The sequence below is a fragment of the Kushneria marisflavi genome (genome assembly GCF_002157205.1).
In the GTDB taxonomy this organism is placed as follows: domain Bacteria; phylum Pseudomonadota; class Gammaproteobacteria; order Pseudomonadales; family Halomonadaceae; genus Kushneria; species Kushneria marisflavi.
The window spans coordinates 3224290-3248486 of the sequence record NZ_CP021358.1 but is presented as its reverse complement, the minus strand read 5'-3'; the positions used below and the strand labels follow the sequence as shown (position 1 = coordinate 3248486).

Annotated in this window: 18 protein-coding genes and 1 rRNA gene; 7 read left to right on the top strand and 12 right to left on the bottom strand. The window is 58.0% G+C overall.

The genetic code is table 11. The features are described 5' to 3' along the window. Positions 1–34: 34 nt before the first annotated feature. Both B9H00_RS14725 and B9H00_RS14720 read right to left on the bottom strand, forming a co-directional pair. A 16S ribosomal RNA gene (locus B9H00_RS14725) occupies positions 35–1574 on the bottom strand. 488 nt (positions 1575–2062) lie between these two features. Beyond that, on the bottom strand, positions 2063–2815 hold the full coding sequence (locus tag B9H00_RS14720) for a GntR family transcriptional regulator (protein ID WP_086901288.1): 753 nt from the start codon (positions 2813–2815) through the stop codon (positions 2063–2065). 161 nt (positions 2816–2976) lie between these two features. On the opposite strand from B9H00_RS14720, the gene pabB reads away from it, so the two are divergent. From pabB to B9H00_RS14700, 4 genes are all read left to right on the top strand, one after another. Next, complete coding sequence (pabB, locus tag B9H00_RS14715; RefSeq protein ID WP_086901287.1) at positions 2977–4344, top strand: aminodeoxychorismate synthase component I; 1368 nt, start codon at positions 2977–2979, stop codon at positions 4342–4344. 110 nt (positions 4345–4454) lie between these two features. Beyond that, complete coding sequence (locus B9H00_RS14710) at positions 4455–5519, top strand: FecCD family ABC transporter permease (protein ID WP_086901286.1); 1065 nt, start codon at positions 4455–4457, stop codon at positions 5517–5519. Beyond that, complete coding sequence (locus B9H00_RS14705; RefSeq protein ID WP_086901285.1) at positions 5516–6322, top strand: ABC transporter ATP-binding protein; 807 nt, start codon at positions 5516–5518, stop codon at positions 6320–6322. The genes B9H00_RS14710 and B9H00_RS14705 overlap by 4 nt, the downstream gene beginning before the upstream one ends. 102 nt (positions 6323–6424) lie before the next feature. Next, positions 6425–7045, top strand: a complete 621-nt coding sequence (locus B9H00_RS14700; RefSeq protein ID WP_086901284.1) for a phosphoadenosine phosphosulfate reductase domain-containing protein — start codon at positions 6425–6427, stop codon at positions 7043–7045. Positions 7046–7132: 87 nt separating this feature from the next. Here the strand turns inward: B9H00_RS14700 and cysB are convergent, their stop codons facing one another. Then, positions 7133–8104 (bottom strand): HTH-type transcriptional regulator CysB, encoded by a 972-nt coding sequence (cysB, locus tag B9H00_RS14695; RefSeq protein ID WP_086901283.1) that lies wholly within the window; start codon positions 8102–8104, stop codon positions 7133–7135. Between the two features lie 169 nt (positions 8105–8273). Here cysB and B9H00_RS14690 point away from each other — a divergent pair, with 169 nt between their 5' ends. Both B9H00_RS14690 and trxA read left to right on the top strand, forming a co-directional pair. Next, positions 8274–9053 (top strand): sulfite exporter TauE/SafE family protein, encoded by a 780-nt coding sequence (locus tag B9H00_RS14690; protein WP_322788251.1) that lies wholly within the window; start codon positions 8274–8276, stop codon positions 9051–9053. 124 nt (positions 9054–9177) lie between these two features. After that, positions 9178–9501, top strand: coding sequence for a thioredoxin (gene trxA / locus B9H00_RS14685; protein WP_086901282.1), 324 nt, complete (start codon positions 9178–9180; stop codon positions 9499–9501). 76 nt (positions 9502–9577) lie between these two features. Here the strand turns inward: trxA and B9H00_RS14680 are convergent, their stop codons facing one another. The 7 genes from B9H00_RS14680 to B9H00_RS14650 form a co-directional block, all read right to left on the bottom strand. Continuing rightward, positions 9578–10663, bottom strand: a complete 1086-nt coding sequence (locus tag B9H00_RS14680) for an AI-2E family transporter (RefSeq protein ID WP_086901281.1) — start codon at positions 10661–10663, stop codon at positions 9578–9580. A 63-nt stretch (positions 10664–10726) separates the two neighbouring features. Further along, on the bottom strand, positions 10727–11926 hold the full coding sequence (locus tag B9H00_RS14675; protein ID WP_086901280.1) for a Bcr/CflA family multidrug efflux MFS transporter: 1200 nt from the start codon (positions 11924–11926) through the stop codon (positions 10727–10729). Positions 11927–11989: 63 nt separating this feature from the next. Next, positions 11990–12481, bottom strand: coding sequence for an STAS domain-containing protein (locus B9H00_RS14670; protein WP_086901917.1), 492 nt, complete (start codon positions 12479–12481; stop codon positions 11990–11992). Further along, positions 12474–13616 (bottom strand): PP2C family protein-serine/threonine phosphatase, encoded by a 1143-nt coding sequence (locus B9H00_RS14665; protein ID WP_086901279.1) that lies wholly within the window; start codon positions 13614–13616, stop codon positions 12474–12476. Before B9H00_RS14665 ends, B9H00_RS14670 begins: the two co-directional genes overlap by 8 nt. A 32-nt stretch (positions 13617–13648) precedes the next feature. Further along, positions 13649–14389 (bottom strand): MlaA family lipoprotein, encoded by a 741-nt coding sequence (locus tag B9H00_RS14660; RefSeq protein ID WP_086901278.1) that lies wholly within the window; start codon positions 14387–14389, stop codon positions 13649–13651. A 183-nt stretch (positions 14390–14572) separates the two neighbouring features. Continuing rightward, positions 14573–18556, bottom strand: a complete 3984-nt coding sequence (gene hrpA / locus B9H00_RS14655; protein ID WP_086901277.1) for an ATP-dependent RNA helicase HrpA — start codon at positions 18554–18556, stop codon at positions 14573–14575. A gap of 149 nt (positions 18557–18705) precedes the next feature. Continuing rightward, entirely contained in the window at positions 18706–20388 is a 1683-nt protein-coding gene (locus B9H00_RS14650) for an AMP-binding protein (protein ID WP_086901276.1), read from the bottom strand. 186 nt (positions 20389–20574) lie between these two features. Between B9H00_RS14650 and cysK the strand changes: the two genes are divergently transcribed. After that, a complete protein-coding gene (gene cysK / locus B9H00_RS14645) occupies positions 20575–21543 on the top strand; it encodes a cysteine synthase A (protein WP_086901275.1) in 969 nt (322 codons plus the stop codon). Between the two features lie 90 nt (positions 21544–21633). On the opposite strand, the gene B9H00_RS14640 is transcribed toward cysK, so the two are convergent. After that, positions 21634–22422: a class II glutamine amidotransferase gene (locus tag B9H00_RS14640; protein ID WP_086901274.1), complete on the bottom strand. Its 789-nt coding sequence runs from the start codon at positions 22420–22422 to the stop codon at positions 21634–21636. Further along, positions 22415–24196: a VWA domain-containing protein gene (locus B9H00_RS14635; protein WP_086901273.1), complete on the bottom strand. Its 1782-nt coding sequence runs from the start codon at positions 24194–24196 to the stop codon at positions 22415–22417. Before B9H00_RS14635 ends, B9H00_RS14640 begins: the two co-directional genes overlap by 8 nt. Position 24197 lies beyond the last annotated feature (1 nt).

Below are 24197 nucleotides of genomic sequence, written 5' to 3'. Positions count from 1 at the left end.
GTGGACGCGCTGGTTCGCGTGAGCACTTGTCGTTTAAGGAGGTGATCCAGCCGCAGGTTCCCCTACGGCTACCTTGTTACGACTTCACCCCAGTCATGAACCACACCGTGGTGATCGCTCTCCCGAAGGTTAAGCTAACCACTTCTGGTGCAGTCCACTCCCATGGTGTGACGGGCGGTGTGTACAAGGCCCGGGAACGTATTCACCGTGGCATTCTGATCCACGATTACTAGCGATTCCGACTTCACGGAGTCGAGTTGCAGACTCCGATCCGGACTGAGGCCGGCTTTATGGGATTGGCTTCACGTCGCCGCTTCGCAACCCTTTGTACCGGCCATTGTAGCACGTGTGTAGCCCTGCTCGTAAGGGCCATGATGACTTGACGTCGTCCCCACCTTCCTCCGGTTTGTCACCGGCAGTCTCCCTGAAGTTCCCGGCCGGACCGCTGGCAAAAAGGGATAGGGGTTGCGCTCGTTACGGGACTTAACCCAACATTTCACAACACGAGCTGACGACAGCCATGCAGCACCTGTCTCTGCGTTCCCGAAGGCACTCTCCCATCTCTGGGAGATTCGCAGGATGTCAAGAGCAGGTAAGGTTCTTCGCGTTGCATCGAATTAAACCACATGCTCCACCGCTTGTGCGGGCCCCCGTCAATTCATTTGAGTTTTAGCCTTGCGGCCGTACTCCCCAGGCGGTCGACTTATTGCGTTAACTGCGCCACCAAACCCTCAAGGGGTCCAACGGCTGGTCGACATCGTTTACGGCGTGGACTACCAGGGTATCTAATCCTGTTTGCTACCCACGCTTTCGCGCCTCAGCGTCAGTGTCAGTCCAGAAGGCCGCCTTCGCCACTGGTATTCCTCCCGATCTCTACGCATTTCACCGCTACACCGGGAATTCCACCTTCCTCTCCTGCACTCTAGCCTGCCAGTTCCGAATGCCGTTCCCGGGTTGAGCCCGGGGCTTTCACATCCGGCTTGGCAAGCCGCCTACGCGCCCTTTACGCCCAGTAATTCCGATTAACGCTTGCACCCTCCGTATTACCGCGGCTGCTGGCACGGAGTTAGCCGGTGCTTCTTCTGTGGGTGATGTCCTTCATGACGAGTATTAATCATCATGCCTTCTTCCCCACTGAAAGTGCTTTACAACCCTAAGGCCTTCTTCACACACGCGGCATGGCTGGATCAGGGTTTCCCCCATTGTCCAATATTCCCCACTGCTGCCTCCCGTAGGAGTCCGGGCCGTGTCTCAGTCCCGGTGTGGCTGATCATCCTCTCAGACCAGCTACGGATCGCAGCCTTGGTGAGCCTTTACCTCACCAACAAGCTAATCCGACATGGGCTCATCCGATAGCGCAAGGTCCGAAGATCCCCTGCTTTCTCCCGTAGGACGTATGCGGTATTAGCTCGGGTTTCCCCGAGTTATCCCCCACTATCGGGCAGATTCCCATGCATTACTCACCCGTCCGCCGCTCGTCAGCGGGTAGCAAGCTACCCCTGTTACCGCTCGACTTGCATGTGTTAGGCCTGCCGCCAGCGTTCAATCTGAGCCATGATCAAACTCTTCAGTTTATTTTGAAGCTTTGAGATTCTTTATCCGGCCCTGCAAAAGCAGTTCCGAAAGGCGAATCAATCCGGGCTCGAGGTCAAACTAGTACTCTTGACGAGTGTTCGTCTGCTCGATTATCTATGTGACTGGTGTCACACGAGCCAGACGCCCACACAAATTGCCTGATCGACTTGTTAAAGAGCGTCTCGAAGATGTTGCCTCAGTCGCCGTGGCGGCTGCTTCGAGAGAGTGGGCATTTTACAGCCCTGAATCGAAAAGTCAACCTCTTTTTTTCGATCCGGAAGTCGGCGGCTGGATTTGAAATCCTGATTGAGCGACCAAAACCTCAGTCAAAACAATCACCTGCAAACTTCCCCGCTGCCTCGTCGCCGTGTGCTCCGTGGCAGCGGATGCGTACTTTATAGATCAGACCCCGAGTGCGCAACCCCTTTCGTCAAAAAACTTCATTTTTTCTGTCTAGAAGCCGGAAAGCCTTATGGGTGATCGCCAATCATGTAGAAGGCGTACGACGCGACAGCACCTTTTTATTCCCCTTGGGCAACTCACGATCCTCATCAAGGGACATGGCATAACGTTCAGCCACTGTCTGTCTGGCTGCGATCACATGGCGACGCATTAGCTGCTCGGCAAGCTCTTCATCACCGGAAGCGATGGCATCCACAATTCGGTGGTGCTCTATAAAGGCACGCTGTGGCCGTCCGCCCCGGGCGCTATATTGGGTACGATAAAGCCTGACCAGATAGTAGAGGTCATCACACAGCGTGGTCATCAGCATCCGGTTGTGGCTACCGCGCACGATCAGATAATGAAAGTCGAGATCGCCTTCTCGCTGATAGTAGGCTTCTGCCTGATCCAGATCGCCCTGTTCCTCATGTGCGATCAATACATCCCGCAGCGCCTGGACTTCATCAGTGGTCATGTGTCGTGCTGCCAGGCGAGCCGCCATGCTTTCAAGTGCTTCTCGCATGTCAAAAAGCTCAAGCAGCTCTCGCATCGACAGCTTGACGACTCTGGCCCCTACATGAGGTTCGCGTTCAATAAGGCGATGCGCTTCCAATCGGCGCATTGCCTCACGCAGGGGGCCGCGTGAAATACCATAGGTCTGGGCAAGGCCCGGCTCGGTAATCTTGCTGCCAGCCGGCAGTTCGCCACGCACAATGGCATCCTGAAGCTGCTGAAAGACTCGCTCAGCAAGCGTTCGTGCCTCTAAAGGGATCTCGCCAGTAGAAGTCGTTGAAGTCATGGTTATTGTCAACAATCAGGGGAATGTCACCACAGTACGACATACGGCTGCCAAAGACCAAAGTTACACCATCACTTCGCCAATATGATCCGATAGAGAGCATCGGTTCCTCATATGGGCTGTTAAACTTCCCGCTCCGTTAAAGCCTGCGATACCTGATCATGTCTTTCTATCAACTGCTGATTCATCCCCTCCCCTACCATGCGGACCCGGCCGTCTGGTTTGAAAGACTGCGCCATCGGCGAGAGGCGATACTGCTGGATAACGGCCGTCCTTATACGCAGACCGGGCGCTTTGACATCATGAGCAGTGACCCCGTCGCCGTACTTGAAATAGATGCCATGGGGCAGTACCAATGCACGACAGCGCTTTCGGCCACGACGCCGCAGGCCGCCCAGCGAGAGCTTCTGGGTCAACTCAAGACGATTACACCGGAAACCGATGAGGACATCCCTTTTATTGGGGGACTCATGGGCTACTGGAGCTATGACTTTGGCCGCCTGATAGAACGCCTGGAAAGTCAGGCTATTGCCGATATCGATCTACCGTTGGCCAGACTCGGACTCCATGACTGGGCACTGATTCAGGATCACCATCGACAGCTCAGTTATCTTGTCGCCACTGCAGAGCGCCGTGATCAGGTACTGACATGGCTTGCCAGTTCTTCTGATCAGGAGGAGAAACCCTTTGCCCTGACCTCCCCCTTCACTGCCGATATTGATCGCGCGACCTATGGCGAGCGGTTTCAGCGAGTCACTGACTATCTACATGCCGGTGACTGCTATCAGGTCAACCTCGCCCAGCGCTTTCAGGCTCGATGCGAAGGAGAAAGCTGGGCGGCTTACGGCAAACTTCGTCATGCAATGCCCGCCCCTTTTGGCGCCTTCCTGTCATGGAGAGGAAGGGATGGCCGGGAACGCAGCATTTTATCGCTCTCCCCCGAGCGCTTTTTGCATCTTGAACGTCGGCAGCTGACCACCAGCCCCATCAAGGGCACGCGTCCGAGAGGTCAAACGGCCGAAGAAGACCAGCAGCTGGCTGATGAACTTCTCGGCAGTCTCAAGGATCGCACCGAAAACGTCATGATCGTGGATCTGTTGCGCAATGATCTTGGCCGGGTCTGTCGCGCAGGAACAGTGCACGTACCGGCATTGGCAGCGCTTGAGAGCTACCGCAACGTACATCATCTGGTCAGCACCATCACGGGTGAACTGGCGCTACCGCTCGATGCCATCGACGCGCTGACCGCCGCCTTTCCTGGTGGCTCCATCACCGGTGCACCGCGCATCCGCGCCATGGATATCATCGATGAGCTGGAGGGCACCCGCCGGGGCCCCTACTGCGGCAGCATCGGCTACATCGATCAGCGCGGCGGCATGCACACATCCATCACCATTCGTACGCTTTATAGAGAAGGCGACGCTCTTTATGTCTGGGGTGGCGGTGGGCTGGTCGCCGACTCTCATGAGGAAAGTGAATTCATTGAGACACTCGACAAGATTCGCCATCTGATGCGAGCGCTGACATAAACACGCCTGTACGCTCAGGCAGGCGATGTTTATGATTGATAACCATTCCAATCATCACGGGCACGTCCTGCCCGCTGCAAGAGAATGCCAATGAGCGCTGGTAGCCCTACATGACAGTCACCGTCCCTGCTACAGACACCAGTATCAACAAATATCTTCAACGGCGACGACGACACTACTGGCTATTGGCCATCACGGCAGTGCTGACGCTTTGCTCATTGATTGTCGATGTAGGCACCGGTCCCGGACATTACGGGCTGGGTGATATCCTGAATGCCATCTTCACCCCTGACGAAGCCCCTCGGGCGATTGCGGTCATCGTGTGGGAAATTCGCTTGCCGGTGGCACTGATGGCCGTGATGGTAGGCATGTCACTGGCCAGCGCCGGGGCCGAAATGCAGACCATCCTCAACAACCCGCTGGCCGACCCCTTCACATTGGGCATCTCGGCAGCGGCCAGCTTTGGGGCAGCGCTTGCCATCGTGCTTGGCGTGTCATTATTCCCTGCTGCCAGCGAACTGCTGACAACGCTGAACGCCTTTATCATGGCCATGGTGGCCTCACTGCTAATCTGGCTGGTCAGTCGCCTGCGCGGTGTCAGCGTCCAGACCATGGTGTTGATGGGCATCGCACTGATGTTCTTTTTCAACGCCACGCTTGGCATTCTGCAATATGTCGCCTCGGCGGAATCGCTGCAGCAGCTGGTGTTCTGGTCACTGGGGTCACTGTCGCGGGCCAGCTGGTCAAAGATCGGTATCGTGACGGCTGCGCTGGTGATTACGCTACCCATCTTCTTTTTCGCCGGCTGGCGCCTGACGGCGCTGCGCATGGGGGATTTGCAGGCGCGCGCCCTGGGCGTGAACGTGGGCCGACTGCGATTGACCGTACTGCTGTGCAGCTCGCTTCTGGCCGCCACAGCCGTGGCCTTTGTCGGCATCATCGGCTTTATCGGTCTGGTCGGCCCTCATATTGCACGCATGCTGGTCGGTGAAGACCAGCGCGTGTTTCTGCCCATGTCAGCGCTGACAGGCGCCCTTTTAATGTCGTTGACGTCCATTGTGTCCAAGACACTGGTGCCTGGCGTGCTGCTGCCGGTAGGCATCATTACCGCATTGATCGGCCTGCCGTTTTTTGTCTCGCTGATTCTTAAAAGCCGACGCGAGGTGTGGGGATGAGCCTCAGGGTTGAATCACTGTCTGTCCATTTGGGACGCACCCAAATCCTGAATCACGTCAGCGGCCTTGAAGCACGTCCGGGCGAGCTGACGGCACTGATCGGCCCCAACGGGGCCGGCAAATCCACACTATTGAAATCAATTGCGGGCATCGAGCGATCCACCGGCCAAATCAGCCTGGATGATACAGCGCTGAACACGCTGGATATCGCCCAGCGTGCCGGACAGGTGTATTACCTGCCTCAGGACATTACTTCCCGGGCCGCGCTTAGCGTATTTGAAGCCGTGCTGCTGGCACGTCGCACCACACACAGTAGCGATCGCCAGCAGGACCTGAAGCGTGTGCAACACACCCTGCAGACGCTGGAACTCGAGCAGTATGCCGAGCGCGACCTCGGTCAGCTTTCCGGCGGCCAGCGGCAGCGGGTGGCCATTGCCCAGGCGGTGGTCAGGGAGCCCAGGGTACTGATGCTCGATGAGCCCACCAGCGCACTGGACCTGCACCATCAACTACAGGTGCTCGAATGGCTGGTGGCGCTGGCCCGGGACCAGCAGATGATCATTGTCATTGCCATTCATGACCTGAGCCTGGCCGCGCGCTTTTCACGCCATATGTGGCTCATGGGGGCAGGCGGCAAGGTCTGTGCCGTAGGCGCGCCCGAGCAGGTGCTGACCGAAGAGCGCCTGCGGGAGGTGTATGCCATCAAGGCCCATGTTGAGTGGCCCGAAGGTGAACCGCCGCGGGTCACGCCGCTGGCCGCTACCCGCCAACTGGGTACACAGGGGCGCGGACAGGACTTCTAAACTTCAAACCAAATGATATTGGGGAGAAAGCCGGGTGATTTGCTATCGTGCTTGCCAAACGGCCCTTCCCGGGCCATCTGTCATTAAGGATGGAGCCACCGAATGTCGCTGAATATCGATGAGATCAATGCAAGGCTGGGCAATGATCCTCAGGCACTGGTGGAATGGGCACTGTCGCTCGACAAGCATCCCATTTGCACCACCAATTTCCGCCCCTTTGAAGCCGTCATCCTTCACATGGTGACGCAGGTTCGTCCCGACATTCCGATTGTCTGGATGGACTCCGGCTACAATACATCAGCCACCTACCAGTTTGCCGATAAGGTGAGCCAGAAGCTCGGCCTTAACCGCATCATCTATCTCCCGATGCGCACGCGCGCCCATCGAGAAGCCGTAGAGGGGCCGACGCCGGCTCTGGATGATCCACGCCATGAAGCCTTCACCCGAGAGGTCAAGCTCGAGCCCTTTGAGCGCGCTCTGCGTGAAACCAATCCCGGCGTATGGTTTACGGCCCTGCGCGCGTCGGACACGGCGAATCGTGCCCAGATGCAGCCGGTCAGCATCAACCAAGACGGCCTGATCAAGATAGCCCCGGTACTACACTGGAGCAGCAAGGACATGCATAACTATCTGGTCAAACACGACCTGCCCAACAACTTCGATTATTTTGATCCGACCAAGGGCGAAGAAACCCGCGAATGTGGGCTGCATTTGCAGCACTGAATTGCTCGGGTGACGAACGCTCAACGGTCGACACCAACAAAAAAGGCTCGCCAGAAACTGGCGAGCCTTTTTTATGCCTGACGATACTTACCTGACAGGCAGCTCAACATGCTCAAAGAGGGCGGTTTCGGCGTGCGGACTCGATTCAAGTGCGGCCTCGACCGTGTCACGGTCAAGGTGAGCGGCAAACTCATGGATAAAATCAAACATGTAATTGCGCATAAAGGTGCCGCGGCGGATGCCGATTCGAGTGACCGAACTTTCAAACAGGTGGCTTGCATCGATGGGTACCAGATCATGATCGGCGACCGGGTCCACTGCCATATGCGCCACGATGCCGACCCCCAGCCCCAGCCGCACATAGGTCTTGATGACATCAGAATCCGCCGCCGTCAGCACCACATTCGGCGTGATACCGTGCGACTTGAAGGCATCATCAAGCTGGGAGCGGCCTGTAAAGCCAAAGGTATAGGTGACCAGTGGAGACTCACCGAGCGCTTCAAGGGTCAGATTTTGCGTGCCTTCCAACGGATGCCCCCTGGGCACCAGTACACAGCGATTCCAGCGATAGCAGGGCAGCAAAATCAGATCATTGAATAGATCCAGTGACTCCGTGCAGATGGCAAAATCCGCCATGCCTTCACAGACCATCTGCGCAATCTGGCGTGGTGTGCCCTGCTGCATGTGCAGCGCCACATCCGGATAGCGCTGGGTGAATTCGCTGATCACGGCTGGCAGAGCGTATCGCGCCTGAGTGTGGGTTGTGGCGATGGAGAGACTGCCACGACGATCATCACTGAACTCCTGTGCCACATGGCGGATATCGTCCACCTTGCGCAGCACCTCACCGGCAAGCTCGACAATGGGCTTGCCGGCCGGTGTAATTCTTGTCAGATGTTTGCCACTTCGCGCAAAAATCTCGACGCCCAGCTCGTCTTCCAGCAGCCGGATCTGTTTGGAAATTCCGGGCTGCGATGTAAAGAGGCTCTGCGCCGTGGCAGAGACATTCAGATTATGCCGGGAAACTTCCCATATATAGCGAAGCTGCTGAAGTTTCAAGGCATTAACCTCCTGCAGAGCGGACCCGAAAACCGGTTAAAAGGGGACGTAAAAACGATCTCTAATGCTATCAGGGTCTAAAATAATGAACAATCATTCCTTTTCAGAATAAAAAATTATCCCTAGATTCCTGCAGCGCAATGCTCTTGCCAACGCCATGGGATTTAGCATGTCACTTATCGATTTTCTGCTTTATGTACTTGCCGGCGCAGGCGTCGGTATCGCAGTAGGGCTCTCTGGCATCGGCGGCGGCTCACTGATGACCCCCATTCTGCTGACCTTTGGATTTCCCCCGCACGTTGCCGTGGGCACGGATCTTCTATACGCGGCCTTTACCAAGATCAGCGGCATCTTCAGCCACCAGAAGCAGGGGCATATCGACTGGAAAGTCATGCTGAGATTGTCCGCCGGCAGTGTTCCGGCAGCGATCCTGACTGTTTTTGTGCTGAACCGCTTTTTCACCGGTGCACATGATTACAGCACGCTGATTACCACCACGCTTGGGATCATGCTGATCCTTACAGCGGCCGTATTGATCTTCAAGACACCGCTTCAGCGCTGGACCGGTCAGGGTGACCGCTGGGTCAATCGTCATGTTGCGCCGCTAACCGTGGCAGCGGGTATCGTGCTGGGCGTCTGCGTCACGCTCTCTTCGGTGGGCGCCGGTGTATTTGGCACTGCGGTATTGATGCTGCTTTATCCCTTCTTTTCTTCAGGGAAGGTTGTAGGCACTGATATCGCACATGCCGTGCCGTTGACACTGGTCGCCGGCGGCGGTCACCTGCTGCTGGGCAACGTTGATTTCGCCCTTTTGCTCGCGCTTCTCGTCGGTTCGGTCCCGGCCATTCATCTGGGCGCATGGCTTTCGAAATATCTGCCTGACAACCTGCTGCGAGGCATGCTGACACTGTTACTATTGAGCATGGGCATTCGATACGCGTTTTTTTGAACACAAACACGTCGTTAATCGCTTTGCTCAATGAGTACCATCGCAGAGACACATTTGCCTCGCTCACTGCTACCCGCTAACATCTTTCCCATACAGCCTGTACATGTAATCACTGGAGTAAATCATGGCTAACAATGTTGACGTTACCAGCGCCAATTTCGACCAGGAAGTCATGCAGGCTGACAAGCCTGTATTGCTGAAATTCTGGGCCCCGTGGTGTGGCCCCTGCAAAATGATGGCCCCGGTGGTCGACGAAGTCGCCGAAGAGAAGTCAGGCGAGCTCAAGGTGGTCAGCATCAATGTTGATGATGCTCAGGACATCGCTGCTGAACAGGGCGTCCGCGGTGTTCCGACGGTTATCATGTTCAAGGATGGTGCCAAGGTCGCTTCTCTAGTGGGTGCACAATCCAAGACTCAGCTGGTGCAGTTCATCGATCAAAACGCCTGATATGAGCGCGTTGGATCCATCAAAAACGCTCCCTCGGGAGCGTTTTTTTATGCCTGTCATATTGAAATGATCATGCTCAGCCTTCTGTCGGCATGCCTTCCCTCGCTCTCCGGCGACGTTCCCGGTTGGGACCCAGCAAAATTGAAATCCAGCGCGTATCCGGATGACTGTCGAGCAGGATCTTGAGGGACATGGTCAGCGGCACCGACAGAAAAAGCCCCACCGGACCAAAAATCCAGCCCCAGAAAACCAGTGACATGAAGGCTGCCAGCGTCGACATCCCCAGCGTCTGCCCCATGATGCGCGGCTCGATGAGATTGCCCAGCACAAAATTGATCGAGACATAAGCCCCACTGAGAATGGCCGCTTTGACAAAGCCTCCTTCTGGCATGATCAGCGTCAGAAGCACTGCCGGCACGGCTGCGATAATCGAGCCAATATTGGGAATAAAGTTCAGGAAAAAGCCCAGCACTCCCCACAGCAGCGCAAATTCAACATGAAGCACCAGACAGCAGATCGCAATCAGCGCCCCGGTGATGGCGCTGATAACCGTTTTAACCAGCAGATAACGCTGAAGTGTTCTGGAAAACTGGGTAAAGCGCGCAAGACTGCCATGGGGTTGCTCGACGGCTTGTGAAAGCTTGTAGGGAAAATCCAGCGTCTCATACAGGATAAAGACGATCAGAATAATAATGATGCCCAGCTGGGTAATGAAGTTGCCGATCCCCCCCAGAAGCGATGGCAGGGAATCCATGAGCATGCCGGGATCCAGAGCATCCTGTAACGCCTGCGCATCGAAGGGCAGCCCCAACGCATTAAACCACTTGAGAAGCCCGGCATAGTGATCCCCGAGCGACTGCTCCAGCGCCGGCAGCTGATTGACCAGATCTCCCAGCCGCGCCATCACCAGCCAGATCAGTAGCGCACTGGCCAGCGTCACGACAAGCAGCACACAAAGAATTGACAGGTTGACGCTCATGCCTCGTCCATGAAGCCATTTAACGGGACGAGAACATAAAATGGCGACAAACAGCGACAGCAGCACCGGGACAAAAAGCCCCGCGCCAAGCTTGAGACCGGTCACGATGATGACCAGTGAGGCAAAGGTAAGTATCAGGTGGTAGGGAAAATGGTGCTGATCCTGCTCCGGGTCGCTTTTCATGCCAGCCTCATGGATACCGTTGTCGGGCACTGTAACGACATACCCCGTCACACAGCGCGCATTTCACAATACTTCCCTTGCTCGAACAGATGGGGCCAGCACACGCAACAGCGTATTGGCGCAAAGACTGGCGCCTACCATACCCAGTACCATCGGCCAGATGCTCTCCATCTGGAGGCCGCTGACCAATGCCCCGGCAAGGCCGCCCGCCGTGAATTGTAGACTGCCCAGCACCGCGTTCGCCGTGGCACTCATGTCTGGAAAGTGATCCAGCATGGAAGAGACGGCATTGGGTGAAATGAGACCGTTGACCCCAACAAAAAACATGATCAGCACCACCATCCACCATAGTGCATCAAGACCTGCGAGTACCGATGCCACAATCAATGTACCGGCCGCCAGCTGAATGCCAAGCCCCAGTCTCAAAAGCTGCTGAGGTGAATATCGCGCCAAGAGCCGTATATTCAGGCGGTTGGAGAGTGCCATAACCACGATATTGGCCCCAAAGATGAATGGGTAAAGCTGACTGGACACCCCGTAATACTCCATATAGACATATGGAGAGCTGTTAATAAAACAGAACATGCCTGCAAAGGACAGAGACACGGCAGCAATGTAGCCCATGGCTTCGCGGTGTTTGAGCACCCGTACATAGTTGCGCAGGACCTGCCCTGCCCCGTGAGGCGAGCGCTTGTCAGGCGTTCGGGTTTCAGGCAGATAAGTGATGATCAGATACAGCAGAGCTGCGCCATACAGAGCCAGAAACAGGAAGATGGCCCACCAATCGACCAGCGTCAGCAGTACACTCCCGACCGTAGGTGCCACCAGTGGCGCCAGCATCAGGATCATGACCATCGTTGAAAGCACCCGCGCGGCCTCTCGCCCCGAGAAGCAGTCCCGCACGATGGCAGGTGAATTGACCACACAGGCCCCTCCACCCAGCGCCTGCAGAAACCGCAATATCATGAGGGGCCAGAACGCTTCGATCTGCGTCAGTAAAAGGCTGGAAAGCGTAAAGGTAATAATCCCTCCCAGCAGCACCGGCTTGCGCCCGACCCGATCCGACAGGGGGCCAAACACCAGCTGCCCCAGCGCCATCCCAAGTAAAAAGACACTGATTGAAAGCTCGGTCAGGTGAATATTGGCATCAATGTGCAGGGCAAGGGCAGGAATGGCTGGCAGGTAAGCATCAATGGCAAAGGGCGCCAGGGCCGTATTGGCGGCCACCAGCAAAGCCAGGCGTCTGGCTCCAATAATAGGCAAGTCGTTCTCCAGATCAGACCCCGGGCAGCGTGCGCTATGCGCTGGGACGCACGGTCTTCGGGGTCAGTGCTCTCGCTGGGATTCCAGCAATTCGATGAGCGGCTGAAATTCGATGCGATTGTATTCGCTCATCGCCGCCAGTGTACGGTGGGCTTCAAGAATTCGATCGCGCAGCTCTTCCTCACTGCTTTCCAGTGCGGGTAGATCGCTGAAATCGGCAGGCTCCGACCAGGGTATGTCGATGATATTGACGTACTTCTGAAACCCCATGACATCAAGCATGCGTCTGACATCGGGATGATCGACCGCTACCAGCGGCTGACCCGGAATGCGCTGACGCACGGCGAGCGCAATCTTGGCCAGAAATCCGAGCGCCGTGGAATCCATGTTGATCACCTGGCGCAGATCGATGACGACGCGCTCGAGCCCCGGAAGCCTTGCAAGAGGCTCCACCTGCTGGTCCAGGGTCGCACAGAGTGTCAGGCGCACATCTCCGGTCAGTCTGAGCACAAAGGTGCCCTTTTCAAAAGCCGCCTGAAGTCGTCCTTCATCCATCATTGAAACCGCTCAGGGTAAGAAAGGTAATGTCATCCGGTAACGCATCGGACAGGGCCAGCGATGATTTCAGATCACTGATGCTTCCTGCATTGCCGATATGCTCGCACAGCGCAGAAAGACGTTCTTCGATGTTATTACCAGGCAGACAGTCAAAGACCCCATCCGAGCATAGCCAGAGCCTGAACTGCTCTGGCAGCTCGCAATGGTAGGTCGGATATTCGACATCCGGAAACAGCCCAACCGCAGCCCCCTGCCCTTCAAGCTGACGCACACCGTCCTTCGTGGCCAGAATCGGCATGGGCATCTGTGCACCCAGCGAATAGTGCAGCGTTCGGGTCTGACAATCGATGACGCCGACCACGATGGCGGCATGCTTGCCGATTCCGGTGTCCAGCAGCTCCCGGTTAAGTCGGGCAAGCCATCTGGCCGGCAGATTTTCCGGCAAACGCGCATTCCAGCGTGACAGCCAGCGCTGAAACAGTGCCTTTAAAAGCACCGTCACAAAGGCCGATGAAGCGCCATGCCCGGCCACGTCCGCAAAACAGAACAACACATAACGGTCGCCATGAGCCTGATAGTCGAGAAAGTCGCCCGACAGATAAAGCGACGGCGCCATCCAGTAATCGCCTTCGATGCCGTTGAGTCTGGCACACGGCATGGGCTGCAGCCGACGCTGAATCTGCCCACCGGCCTGGAGGTCGGTACGCAACGTACTCAGATGCGTCTGAAGCTGTTCGTTGAGCTGTTCCAGTCGATCCCGATCGCGCAATGCCGAGGCATGAACACGTCGACAATCCAGCGCCCTGAGCATGAGCTGGGTCAAAAGCGATACCTGATCAACAGGGTCGATCAGATAATCGATCATGCCGGCCTGAACAGCCGCCAGCAATGCCTGGCTGTCGCGCGTCTGGCTGACGACCACAGTCGGCAGCCAATTGGCCAGTGACGTCCAGCGTGAAGCCGGCACAATATCTGCGTGCACGATCAGACCTTCCAGCCCTTCGGGCAACGCCTCGAGGCTGTCAAAGGCCACCAGCGTGAACCGGCCACACGCTGACAGCGCCCGGTAGAGCGCATCGCGACGCTCTCCGGGCTGATCGACAAGCGCTATCCTAGCCGTGTTGACAGGCATGAACGCTTTTCCGCCATGGTCGTTCGATGGATTTATTCCGCAAAGTCACTGTCATCGAATTCAAGATCGTCACTGCCGAAGGGATCCTTGCCGGACCGACCATCATTGATCAAAAACGCCCTGCGCTGCAGGTAGGCATCGCGAATGAACGAATAGCGATCGCCCTGAATCAGCTTTTCCTGACTCAGCAGTGAAGCGCGCGTCTGCACCAGATCGATAAAGCGTATGCTCCAGCGCGTCACGTCATGATCAACGTAGGTGACCGGGTCGGTATACCAGTCCACCGGCAGGCCGGCCGTATCACGCACCGTGCTTGGCCCGAGGAACGGCAGAACCAGATAGGGTCCTGACCCGACACCCCAGGTAGCCAGCGTCTGGCCAAAGTCTTCATCATGCTTCTCGATGCCCATGCGGGTGGCCGGATCAAGAAATCCGCCCAGACCCAGGGTGGTATTGATCAGCAGTCGACCGACCGAGGTGCCCGCATTGGTCAGCTTCCACTGCAGCAGACTGTTGAAGGAGTTGCCGATTTCACCAAGGTTGGAGAAGAAATTGCCTACGCCTTCCTGTACGGGTGTCGGCGTAATGTAATCATACCCCTGTGCGACCGGCTTGAGGGCATAGCGATCCAGCGTGTCGTTGAAGGAGTATACGCCCCGATTGAATCCTTCCCAGGGATCCTGAGGGTTACCATCCTGCGTCTGAGTGCCGGCACATCCTGCCAGCGTGACACAGGTAAAGGTTGCCGCGGCAATGTTCGTCCATGTTTTCATTCGTTCACCCTGTCCCTTGTTATCTGCAGCCCAAAAGCCGCTGCATCATGTTCTACTGCGGCAACCGCCTGCATTGTGCCTGCGTCCCGCGTCCAGCAATTTTAATAGCGCGCAAAGGACTCAAACGCCGCATTGTCAGCCGATTTCCGGTCACTGTACAGTCCAGCGACCATCAGCCCTGGGTCAGGAAGCCGTCAGCTCCTGCCACTGGCGCTCCAGCCGCTTGGCTGATACCGGTGCCAGCGTCCCCAGCTGCTGGGCAAAAAGCGACACGCGCAACTCTTCAAGCCACCAGCCAAACGTCTCCAGCGCCTGATCCTGAACGGTGCCAGCCCCCTGTCGGCGGCGTCTCTCTTCAAGGCGTCGTTGAAAGTCATTGACCTCCTCCATCGACAGCTGATCGCGACGTACCTCGCGCGGGGCCTTTTCAATCCGGATCCGGGCTGCCTCCATATAGCGCGGATACTGAGCCAGCCACTCTCCCGCCGCGCTGATAAAACCCGGATAAACCAGCCGCTGCATCTGGGCACGGACATCACTCCAGCTTAGTGCCAGATTGAAGGCCACCTTGCCCTTGAGCGCCTTGCTGACCTCGAGATGGCGCTTGAGGATGCGTTCCAGCAGCGCCACAAGCGACTCGGCGGTTTCATGCAGCCGCGAACGCTCGCTTTCAAGACGGGCTTCAAAGGCCGCCTGATCACGCGGCAGCGGATCAAAGGCAAATACGCTCAGGAACACGGCCTCGATGAAATCATCCACCAGATCCCGCCGCGTACCGACGTTGGCATAGAGAAGCATACAACGCTCCAGTCCGGGCAGATCGCGCGCCAGAAAACGAACCTGATCCGGCAGACGACGCATGGCCAGACGCTTGATGCCGTGACGATGCTGTACATAGGCCTTGTCCGGATGATCAAAGAGCGTCACCCCCAGCGTCTCGCCTTCATCGACCAGCGCCGGCCAGGCTTCGACACGAATGCCGGCCTGATCACGCACATGAGATTGCGGCAGCTCGCCTTTCGGAAACTGTGTCAGTCCCTGCTGCGACAATGCGTCACCCGCCATCGCCTTCGTACCCGCCTCGGCTTCACGCTCAAAGCGCTCGATCAGCGCATTAAGGTCACGCCCTTCTCCCAGCACCTGCCCTTCATGATTCACCACGCGGATGTTCATGACCAGGTGCGCCGGCAGCTGCTCCGGACGCCACTCATCGGCCGACAGTCGAATGCCCGTTTTCTGACGTAGAAACTCCGCCAGCGCAGAGGTCAACGAGACGTTGCCGGGCGTCAATGCCGACAGCGCCGCATCGGCCCAGTCAGGAATCGGCACCACCTGTCGGCGATACTGCTTGGGCAGAGACTTCATCAGCGCGATTACCTTGTCGCGACGAAGCCCCGGCACCAGCCACTCCAGCCGTTCTCCCGGCAGAGTGGAAAGCATGGAGGCCGGCACAGTGATCGTGACGCCGTCATCCGGCTCGTTGGGTGCAAAGTGATACGACAGCGGATAGCGAATACCGCCCCCCTGATAGCTCAACTCAAGCGTATCGGGGTACTGCTCGATGGTCACCTCACTGGCCTCACGCGCCAGTAGCGTCTCCATGTCCAGAAACAGCACACTGCTGTCCTGCTGCTCGGCGTGGCGACGCCAGCGCTCGAAACTCTTGCCGTTATAGATATCGACAGGAAGGCGCGCATCATAAAATTCAAACAGCGTTTGCTCATCGACCAGGATATCGCGGCGCCGGGCGCGATCCTCGAGATCCTCGACCTCCTCGATCAGCGCCCGGTTATGCTCGAAAAAGGCGCCGTTCGTCTGAAACTGTCCTTCCACCAGCGCATGACGAATGAACAGCTCCCGAGATTCCTCTGGCGCAATGGGGCCATAGTGCACCTTGCGATGCGCCACGATCGGCAACCCGAACAGCGTGACCTGCTCATGGGCCACAACCTGGGCTCGCTTCATTTCCCAGTGCGGTTCGCTATAGCTTCGCTTGGTCAGATGCTCTGCCAGCGGCTCGATCCACTCCGGGCGGATGGCCGCCACCTGACGGGCGAACAGCCGCGTGGTCTCTACCATCTCGCCCGCCATGATCCATTTAGGCGTACGCTTGGCGAGCCCTGAGCCCGGGTGGATCATGAACTTGCGATTGCGCGCGCCCAGATATTCCCTTGGGTCCTTGTCAGAACCGGCATGCAACCCCAGGTTGGACAAGAGCCCGGTCAGAAGCGCCTGATGGAGACGGGCAATGTCGGGCTCACCCTCGTTTTCGACCAGCGCCAGTTCGCGGGTGAGCTGCTTGAGCTGGCGATAGGTGTCATGCCACTCACGCAGGCGCAGATAGCTCAGGTAGTTGTCGCGACACCAGCGTCGCAGCTGATTGCCTGATAGTTCGGCACGACTGGCCTCAAAACCCTGCCACAGATTGATCCAGGCGGTGAAATCGGAGTCCTTGTCCAGCCACTGGCGATGCTTTTGGTCCGCCGCCTCGCGTTTCTCGGCCGGCCGCTCCCTGGGGTCCTGAATGGAAAGCGCGCTGACCACAATCAATGTCTCACGCAGGCTGCCGAACTCACTGGCGGCCAGCACCATTCGCGCCAGGCGCGGATCGATCGGCAGTCGTGCCAACTGCCGGCCGATTTTTGTCAGATGCTGGCGCTCGTCCACGGCACCCAGCTCGAACAGCAGACGAAAGCCATCCTTGATAAAGCGGCTATCCGGCACATCCACGAAAGGGAACCTGCCGATATCGCCGAGACCCAGCGACAGCATGGAAAGGATGACCGACGCCAGATTGGTCCGCTGAATCTCGGGCTCGGTATAGGCCGAACGCGACAGATAGTCCTCTTCGCTATAGAGGCGAATACACACACCTTCGGCGATACGGCCACAGCGTCCGCGACGCTGATCGGCACTGGCCTGACTGATCGGCTCGATCGGCAGGCGCTGCACCTTGGCGCGATAGCTGTAGCGACTGATACGCACCAGCCCCGGATCAATCACATACCGGATGCCGGGGACGGTCAATGAGGTTTCCGCAACGTTGGTGGACAGCACGATACGCCGCCCCGTGTGCGGGGCAAACACCCGGTTCTGCTCGCTGTTGGAGAGCCGCGCATACAGCGGCAGCACTTCCGTATCGCGCAATTCAAGCCGTCGCAGCGTGTCGGCCGTTTCACGAATTTCGCGCTCACCAGGCAGAAAGATCAAAATATCGCGCGGGCCGGTATACCAGCGTTTTTCACGCTCGATACGTCCGATCTCCTCGACGGCCGTCACGATGCCTTCCTGAAGCGTCTGGTCCTCCTCCTCACGCTCGTCACGCACCAGCGGGCGATAGTGCGTTTCCACGGGATAGGTCCGCCCGGAAACCTCGATGACCGGGGCGGGCGTTGTGGTGCCATCGTCATGATAATGGCCAAAGTGACGCGAAAAGCGCTCCACATCAATGGTGGCTGAGGTGATGATGACCTTGAGGTCGGGACGCTCCGCCAGCAGCCGCTTGAGATAGCCCATCAGGAAGTCGATGTTGAGGCTGCGTTCGTGCGCCTCATCAATGATGATCGCGTCATAGCGCAAAAGCTGCGGATCATGCTGGGTTTCCGCCAGCAAAATCCCGTCGGTCATCAGCTTGACCCGGGTGGTCGGGTCGGTCTGATCGGTAAAGCGCACCTGATAACCGATCGCACTGCCCAACGCGCTGCTGGTTTCCTGCGCCAGTCGCTGTGCCACGCTGCGAGCGGCCAGCCGGCGCGGCTGGGTATGGCCGATCAGTCCGCGAACGCCGAGCCCCAGTTCCAGACACATCTTGGGCAGCTGTGTGGTCTTGCCGGAACCGGTCTCACCGGCCACCACCACGACCTGATGATCACGGATGGCCTCCAGAATATCGTCATGACGCTCGGCAACCGGCAACTCGGGAGGATATTCAAGCGTTACGGGCTGGCCAAGACGTCCCTGAACCTGGGCCGCCGAGCGCGTCAGTCGGGCATCGATATCCTTTAGCGCCTTATCCACGGGCTGGCCGCGGCGAATGCGCCCGGTCAGCCGTTCCAGACGCTGCCCCTGCGTTACGGCATCGCTGATCAGCGCGTCATCAAGGCGGCGACGCAGTGATGCATGCACCTGCTGCGCCGACTCACCGGAGTCAGTCACGTTCTCGCTCAAGGTACCCTCTGGACTTTTGAAACCGCCAAGGCGGTAGTGACAACGGTCATGGCGTGGCCATGACCGCTCAATGGAAAGGTGTTCAACGACTCACAGCCGGAAGATTATTGTAGCGCCAATCTGGCCCTGGCGGCCAACCGCGCCATCGTTCAGGAGGCGTTCTGGCGATGGTCACCTGCCAGCTCATCACGCAGTGCGCGACGTAGCACCTTGCCGACGGTGCTGCGTGGTAGTTGATCGCGAAACTCAAAGCGTCTGGGCACCTTGTAACCGGTCAGCTCCTGCCGGCACCACTGCTTGAGCGCCGCGGCATCAAGATTTGCGCCGTTTCGCGGCACGATAAACGCCACCACGCTCTCCCCGGCGTCTTCATCCGGCACACCGATCACCGTGGCCTCGTGAATGTCCTCATGCCTTAAAAGCACATCCTCGACTTCATTGGGGTAAACGTTGAATCCGGAGCTGACGATCATGTCCTTCTTGCGGTCCACGATGCGTACAAAGCCATCCTTTTGCAGTACGGCGATATCGCCCGACCGGACCCAGCCATCCTCGGAGAGGGTTTTGGCGGTCTCTTCGGGCAGGTTCCAGTAGCCCTTCATGACCTGGGGACCCTGCACGCACAGTTCACCGGGCGTGTCATAGCCCAGCGGCTGATCGTTATCATCGAGTACCTTCAGGCGCGTGCCAGCCACCGGTCGACCGATGGCGCCCGGTTGAATCCGGTCAGGCGGATTGACACACACCACCGGGGAGGTCTCGGTCATGCCATAGCCTTCCAGCACGGCAGAGCCTGTCACCTCATACCAGCGATTGGCCGTGGTCGTATTGAGTGCCATGCCGCCCGAGACACTGAGCTTCAAATGGCTGAAATCCAGTTTTCTGAAATCATCACGCCGGCACAGGGCGGCAAACAGCGTATTAAGGCCGATAAACGCTGAAAAGGGCTGCTTGCCAAGCGTTTTGACGAAGCTGTCCAGATCCTTTGGGTTGGGAATCAGGATGCTGTGATTGCCGGTTTCACAGCCGAACATGCAGTTTACGGTGAACGTATAGATATGATAGACCGGCAGAGGCGCGATGATGGTTTCCTGCCCCCGGGTCACGGCGCCGCCCAGCACCTCACCGGTCTGGCGCATGTTGGCCACCAGATTGGCATGCGAGAGCATCGCCCCCTTGGGCGTACCGGTCGTCCCACCGGTGTACTGAAGAATGGCCAGGTCATCATCACGCCCCCAGCGACGGTCATCGACCTGGCCCTTCTGCTTGAGAATCTGACGCATGCTGATGGCATCGGGCAGATGATAGCGCGGCACCTGGCGGGCAATATAGCGTGCACCGAGATTGTATTTGAGACGTGATGGCAAGGGATGAAGATCCGCCACCTCGGTAATCACGACGTGGGCAATCGGCAAACGCTTGAGCACGGCTTCAAGCTTGTGGGCCATGTGCGCAAACACCACCACGCCGCTGATGCCGGCATCTGCAAACTGATGGTACATCTCGTCGGCGGTGTACAGGGGATTGGTATTGACGATGACCAGGCCGGCTTTCAGCGCCCCGAAGACGGCTACCGGATACTGCAAAAGGTTGGGCAGCACGATCGCCAGCCGGTCACCGGGCGACATGTCGGTCTGCTCAATGATCCAGTGCGCAAACCGATCCACCAGCGTCTTCATCTCCGCATAGGTCAGCGTACTGTCCATGCAGGTAAAGGCGGGGCGATGGGCATACTGCGCGCAGGCCTTTTCAAACACGTCGAGGATTGATCGGTAACCGTCGTCCCTTTCGAGTATTGGCCCTTCAAGCATTGCCGTTGTCGTCTCGCTCATGCCATCTCCCGATCATCATGCCGCTTGCGGCCAGGTACCGTTTCATGGAAAACCCCTAAAATAGCATGAAAGCCTGTCACCAGGGCTGGAACCCCGGGGCTCGACGAAGGTCGCGACCTCTCGGCACAATGGCGTAGGCCTTTTAACCTCTTCCCTATCAGACCGCTGACGGACACGGAGCACGCGATGAGCAATATTCTGGAAGACAACTCCCAGGCAATCGGACAAACACCACTGGTCAGGGTTCGACATCTGACGGACCATCCTCGCGTCTACGCCAAGCTCGAGTCGCGCAATCCGGCGCTATCGGTCAAGTGCCGTATCGGTGCCAACATGATCTGGGACGCCGAAAAGCGAGGCGTTTTAAAGCCGGGCATGGAAATCATCGAGCCCACCTCGGGTAATACCGGTATCGCGCTGGCCTTTGTGGGCGCAGCACGTGGCTATAAGGTCAAGCTGACCATGCCGGCCTCGATGAGTATCGAGCGCCGCAAGGTGCTCAAGGCGCTGGGTGCCGAACTGGTGCTGACCGAACCCGCTCGCGGCATGAAAGGTGCTGTGGAGCGTGCCACAGAGTTGCGCGATGCCGAACCCGAGCGCTATTTCATGCCGGCCCAGTTTGAAAATCCGGCCAACCCCGAAATTCATGAAAAGACCACTGGTCCCGAGCTTTGGGACGCCACCGATGGCGACCTCGATGTCCTGGTCGCGGGCGTTGGTACCGGCGGCACCATCACCGGTATCTCGCGCTATTTCGAGAAGACGAAGGGACGGGTGCTGCACAGCGTTGCCGTCGAGCCCGCGGAATCCCCGATCATCGGGCAACGTCTGCGCGGTGAGGAGATCACTCCCGCCGGCCACAAGATTCAGGGCATCGGCGCCAATTTCATTCCGGCCAACTTGGATCTGGACTATATCGATCAGGTCGAAGCCGTCACCAGTGAAGAGGCCATGGCCATGGCGCGTCGCCTCATGAGCGAGGAAGGCATGCTGGTCGGCATTTCCTGTGGCGCCGCCATGGTCGCTGCCCTGCGCCTGGCAGAAGACCCGGCCTATCGGGACAAGGCCATTGCCGTCATCCTGCCCGACAGCGGTGAGCGCTATCTCTCGACTGCCCTCTTTGAAGGCATGTTTACTGAAGAAGAGCTGAGCTGACAAAAACTGCGCTGTTAGCGAGAAACGCCGCGGACACCCTGAGTGTTCGCGGCGTTTTGGCATTTAAAGGGCTTTCAGGCCCTTCAGGCATCAGGACAGAACGGCTTCCGGTGAGCTGACATCACATCGCTCGCCGTTGCAAAAGGCCATCGCCTCGCCGGGATGCATGTCCTGCCAGCCAGACTCACTGGTCAGTGGGGTCGTGGCCAGCAGGGTGTAGACCGTAGTGCTGCCACAGCGACTGGCAAGATCGATATGTTCGCCGCTGTCCAGTGAGGTGACGGTGGCAAAAGGGGTACGACGAGTAAGCCAGCACATCTTCTTGCTGCAGTAGGTATAAAGGACCCGGCCGTCGCTGAGCATCATGTTGAAAACGCCCATCCGTGCCAGTCGGTCGCCACACTGGCGCAGCCTTTCGCACACCTCTGCGGAATCCTCGCAATCTGTTTCAGTGAGCTGATCCAGCAGCCAGCAAAAGGCATGCTCACCATCGGTGGTGCCCATCGGCGTGAAGCGACCGGACAGCTTGAGCACCTCGAATCCCTCAAGCTGACCCTGCATGATATAGCTCCAGCACTCTCCCCTTGTTTCACGGGTAAAGGGGTAGGTATTGCGAATATCGACGCTGCCCTCATTGGCCTGACGCAGATGTCCTAGCATGATCAGCGCCGGAATCTCGTCATCGCCAAGCAGCGTGGCCAGCGGAGACTCTATGGCCGGGCGCAGATCATGAAAATCGTGATAACCATCGTGGCGAAAAAAACCGACGCCGAACCCGTCTCTGTGAGGACCGTTGGCACCCCCGCGATGCCGAAAGCCGCGCCAGCTGAAGCCGGTACTGACCGGCTGATTGGCGTTCATGCCCAGTAGCTCACACACTCGGGTCTCTCCTTTGTCGAGGACGTTGACGTCGCAGGCGACGTCGTCGGTAGGCAAGCATCAAAAAGAGCAACAACAGCGCAGCGGCCACACCCCACGCTCGTGGATCCTGCGCCCAGTACACAATCCGGTCTCTGGTAGCAGGCCAGTGCTCCTGCGCCATATACCAGAGACGCTGTAGCGACCAGGACTGATCTTCATCGCTCTCTTCAGGGGAGGTCATCTTTTCGCCGTTGATCGCGTCCTGGTCGAACCGTGTCCCGGAAAGCCGGGTCGCGGCATCGCTATTGAGCACTACCGGCGGCAGGGGGATTTCGAGAATCCGATTATCAAGTCCTACCGTGGCGCTCAGATCAACCGAAATGGATTCGTCAGGCAGGCTATCGGACAGGGCCACCTGCCAGCGATCTTCCGCCAGCTGCCTGACCTCAAGGGGTTCTCCCAACAGATTGGCGTTGATACGAGTATTGTCACGCGTTAGACGAGGCCAGGCGGCATTCAGGATGATTCGTGACTGATCAGCAGAAAGCGTGGCATCGATGACCGGCACCACATTGACGCTGTGCGTGAGCAGGCGCGCAAACGACTCACCGCGCGCCTGCAGTGCCAGCTCGGCATTGCCCGTCTGATCGATACGTTCAAGACGCCCACGGTAATGCCCATCTGATTCGCGCTGCAAACGGGTACTGGTAATATCGCCCTGCGAACCTCGTAGAACCGCATCGACGGTGGGCTGCTGCGAAGGATCACTGCTCTGATCGCCCATGCCTTCCAGCCAGGCATCCAGCGGATGGTCGATATGGGCATACAGCGTGGCCGGGATGCCGGCGCTGCGCAACTGAAGGCTGGAGTCGATCAGAATACGAGAGCCGGCACCGACCGGCCCCTCGATCTGCCATTGCCCCGATGCGGGCTCGGGCACGGTAATCAGCTCATAACGATTGTCGTGACGCCAGCGACTCGCCACACCTGGCGCATCAATGCTCAGACGCTCACCGTCGGGACTGACCAGCGTCACCGGCCCCTCACTCTGATCATGAAAGATCAACGCCGTAAATTCGCGCACATGGTCGTCGACCTGAAACCGGCCATCTTCCAGCGGCAGTTGCTGTCTTGGCGCCACCTGATCGAGCACATCAAGAAAGGAGCGCAAAAGCGCCTGAGAATCTTCTGCCACCGAGGCCAGCCCCCCGGTCTGCTGCGAAATGGAACGCATCAGATCAATATCGGCATTACGGGATAGCGCGATGGTATGTACGACCACATGGCGCCCGGCAAGATCCGGTGCCAGCGTATTGATGATGCGCTCGCGCGAGGCGCGATCCCGAGCGGGCTTGTTGCTGACGGCCGGGACATCCACCATGCCATCGGTCAGCACGATAAGATGCGTCCTGCCCTCCGCGCTCACCCCCCGGGTGGCAAGATTGAGCGCCGACTCGAGATCAGTGAACTGCTCATAGTGGGTCAGCTGAGGCAGTACGGAGAGTGCGCGCTGGCGCCACTGATCGTTGACGGCCCCCATGGCCAGCGGATTGGCGACCTGTTGACCAAAGGTCCAGAGCCCGGCGCGCACGTTATCGGGCAGCAGATCCACCAACAGACGAACTCCGCTGGCGCGCAGGTTATCGGGGTCGTTGTCCTTCATGCTGCCGGAGACATCGATGGCCAGACGAACATCGCTCTGCTCCGGCGAGCCCTGTGGCTCCGCTTGAGCCGGCAACGCCATCAGGGCCAGCAGCAACCATGCACCTGTCATCAGCCACCGATACAGCATA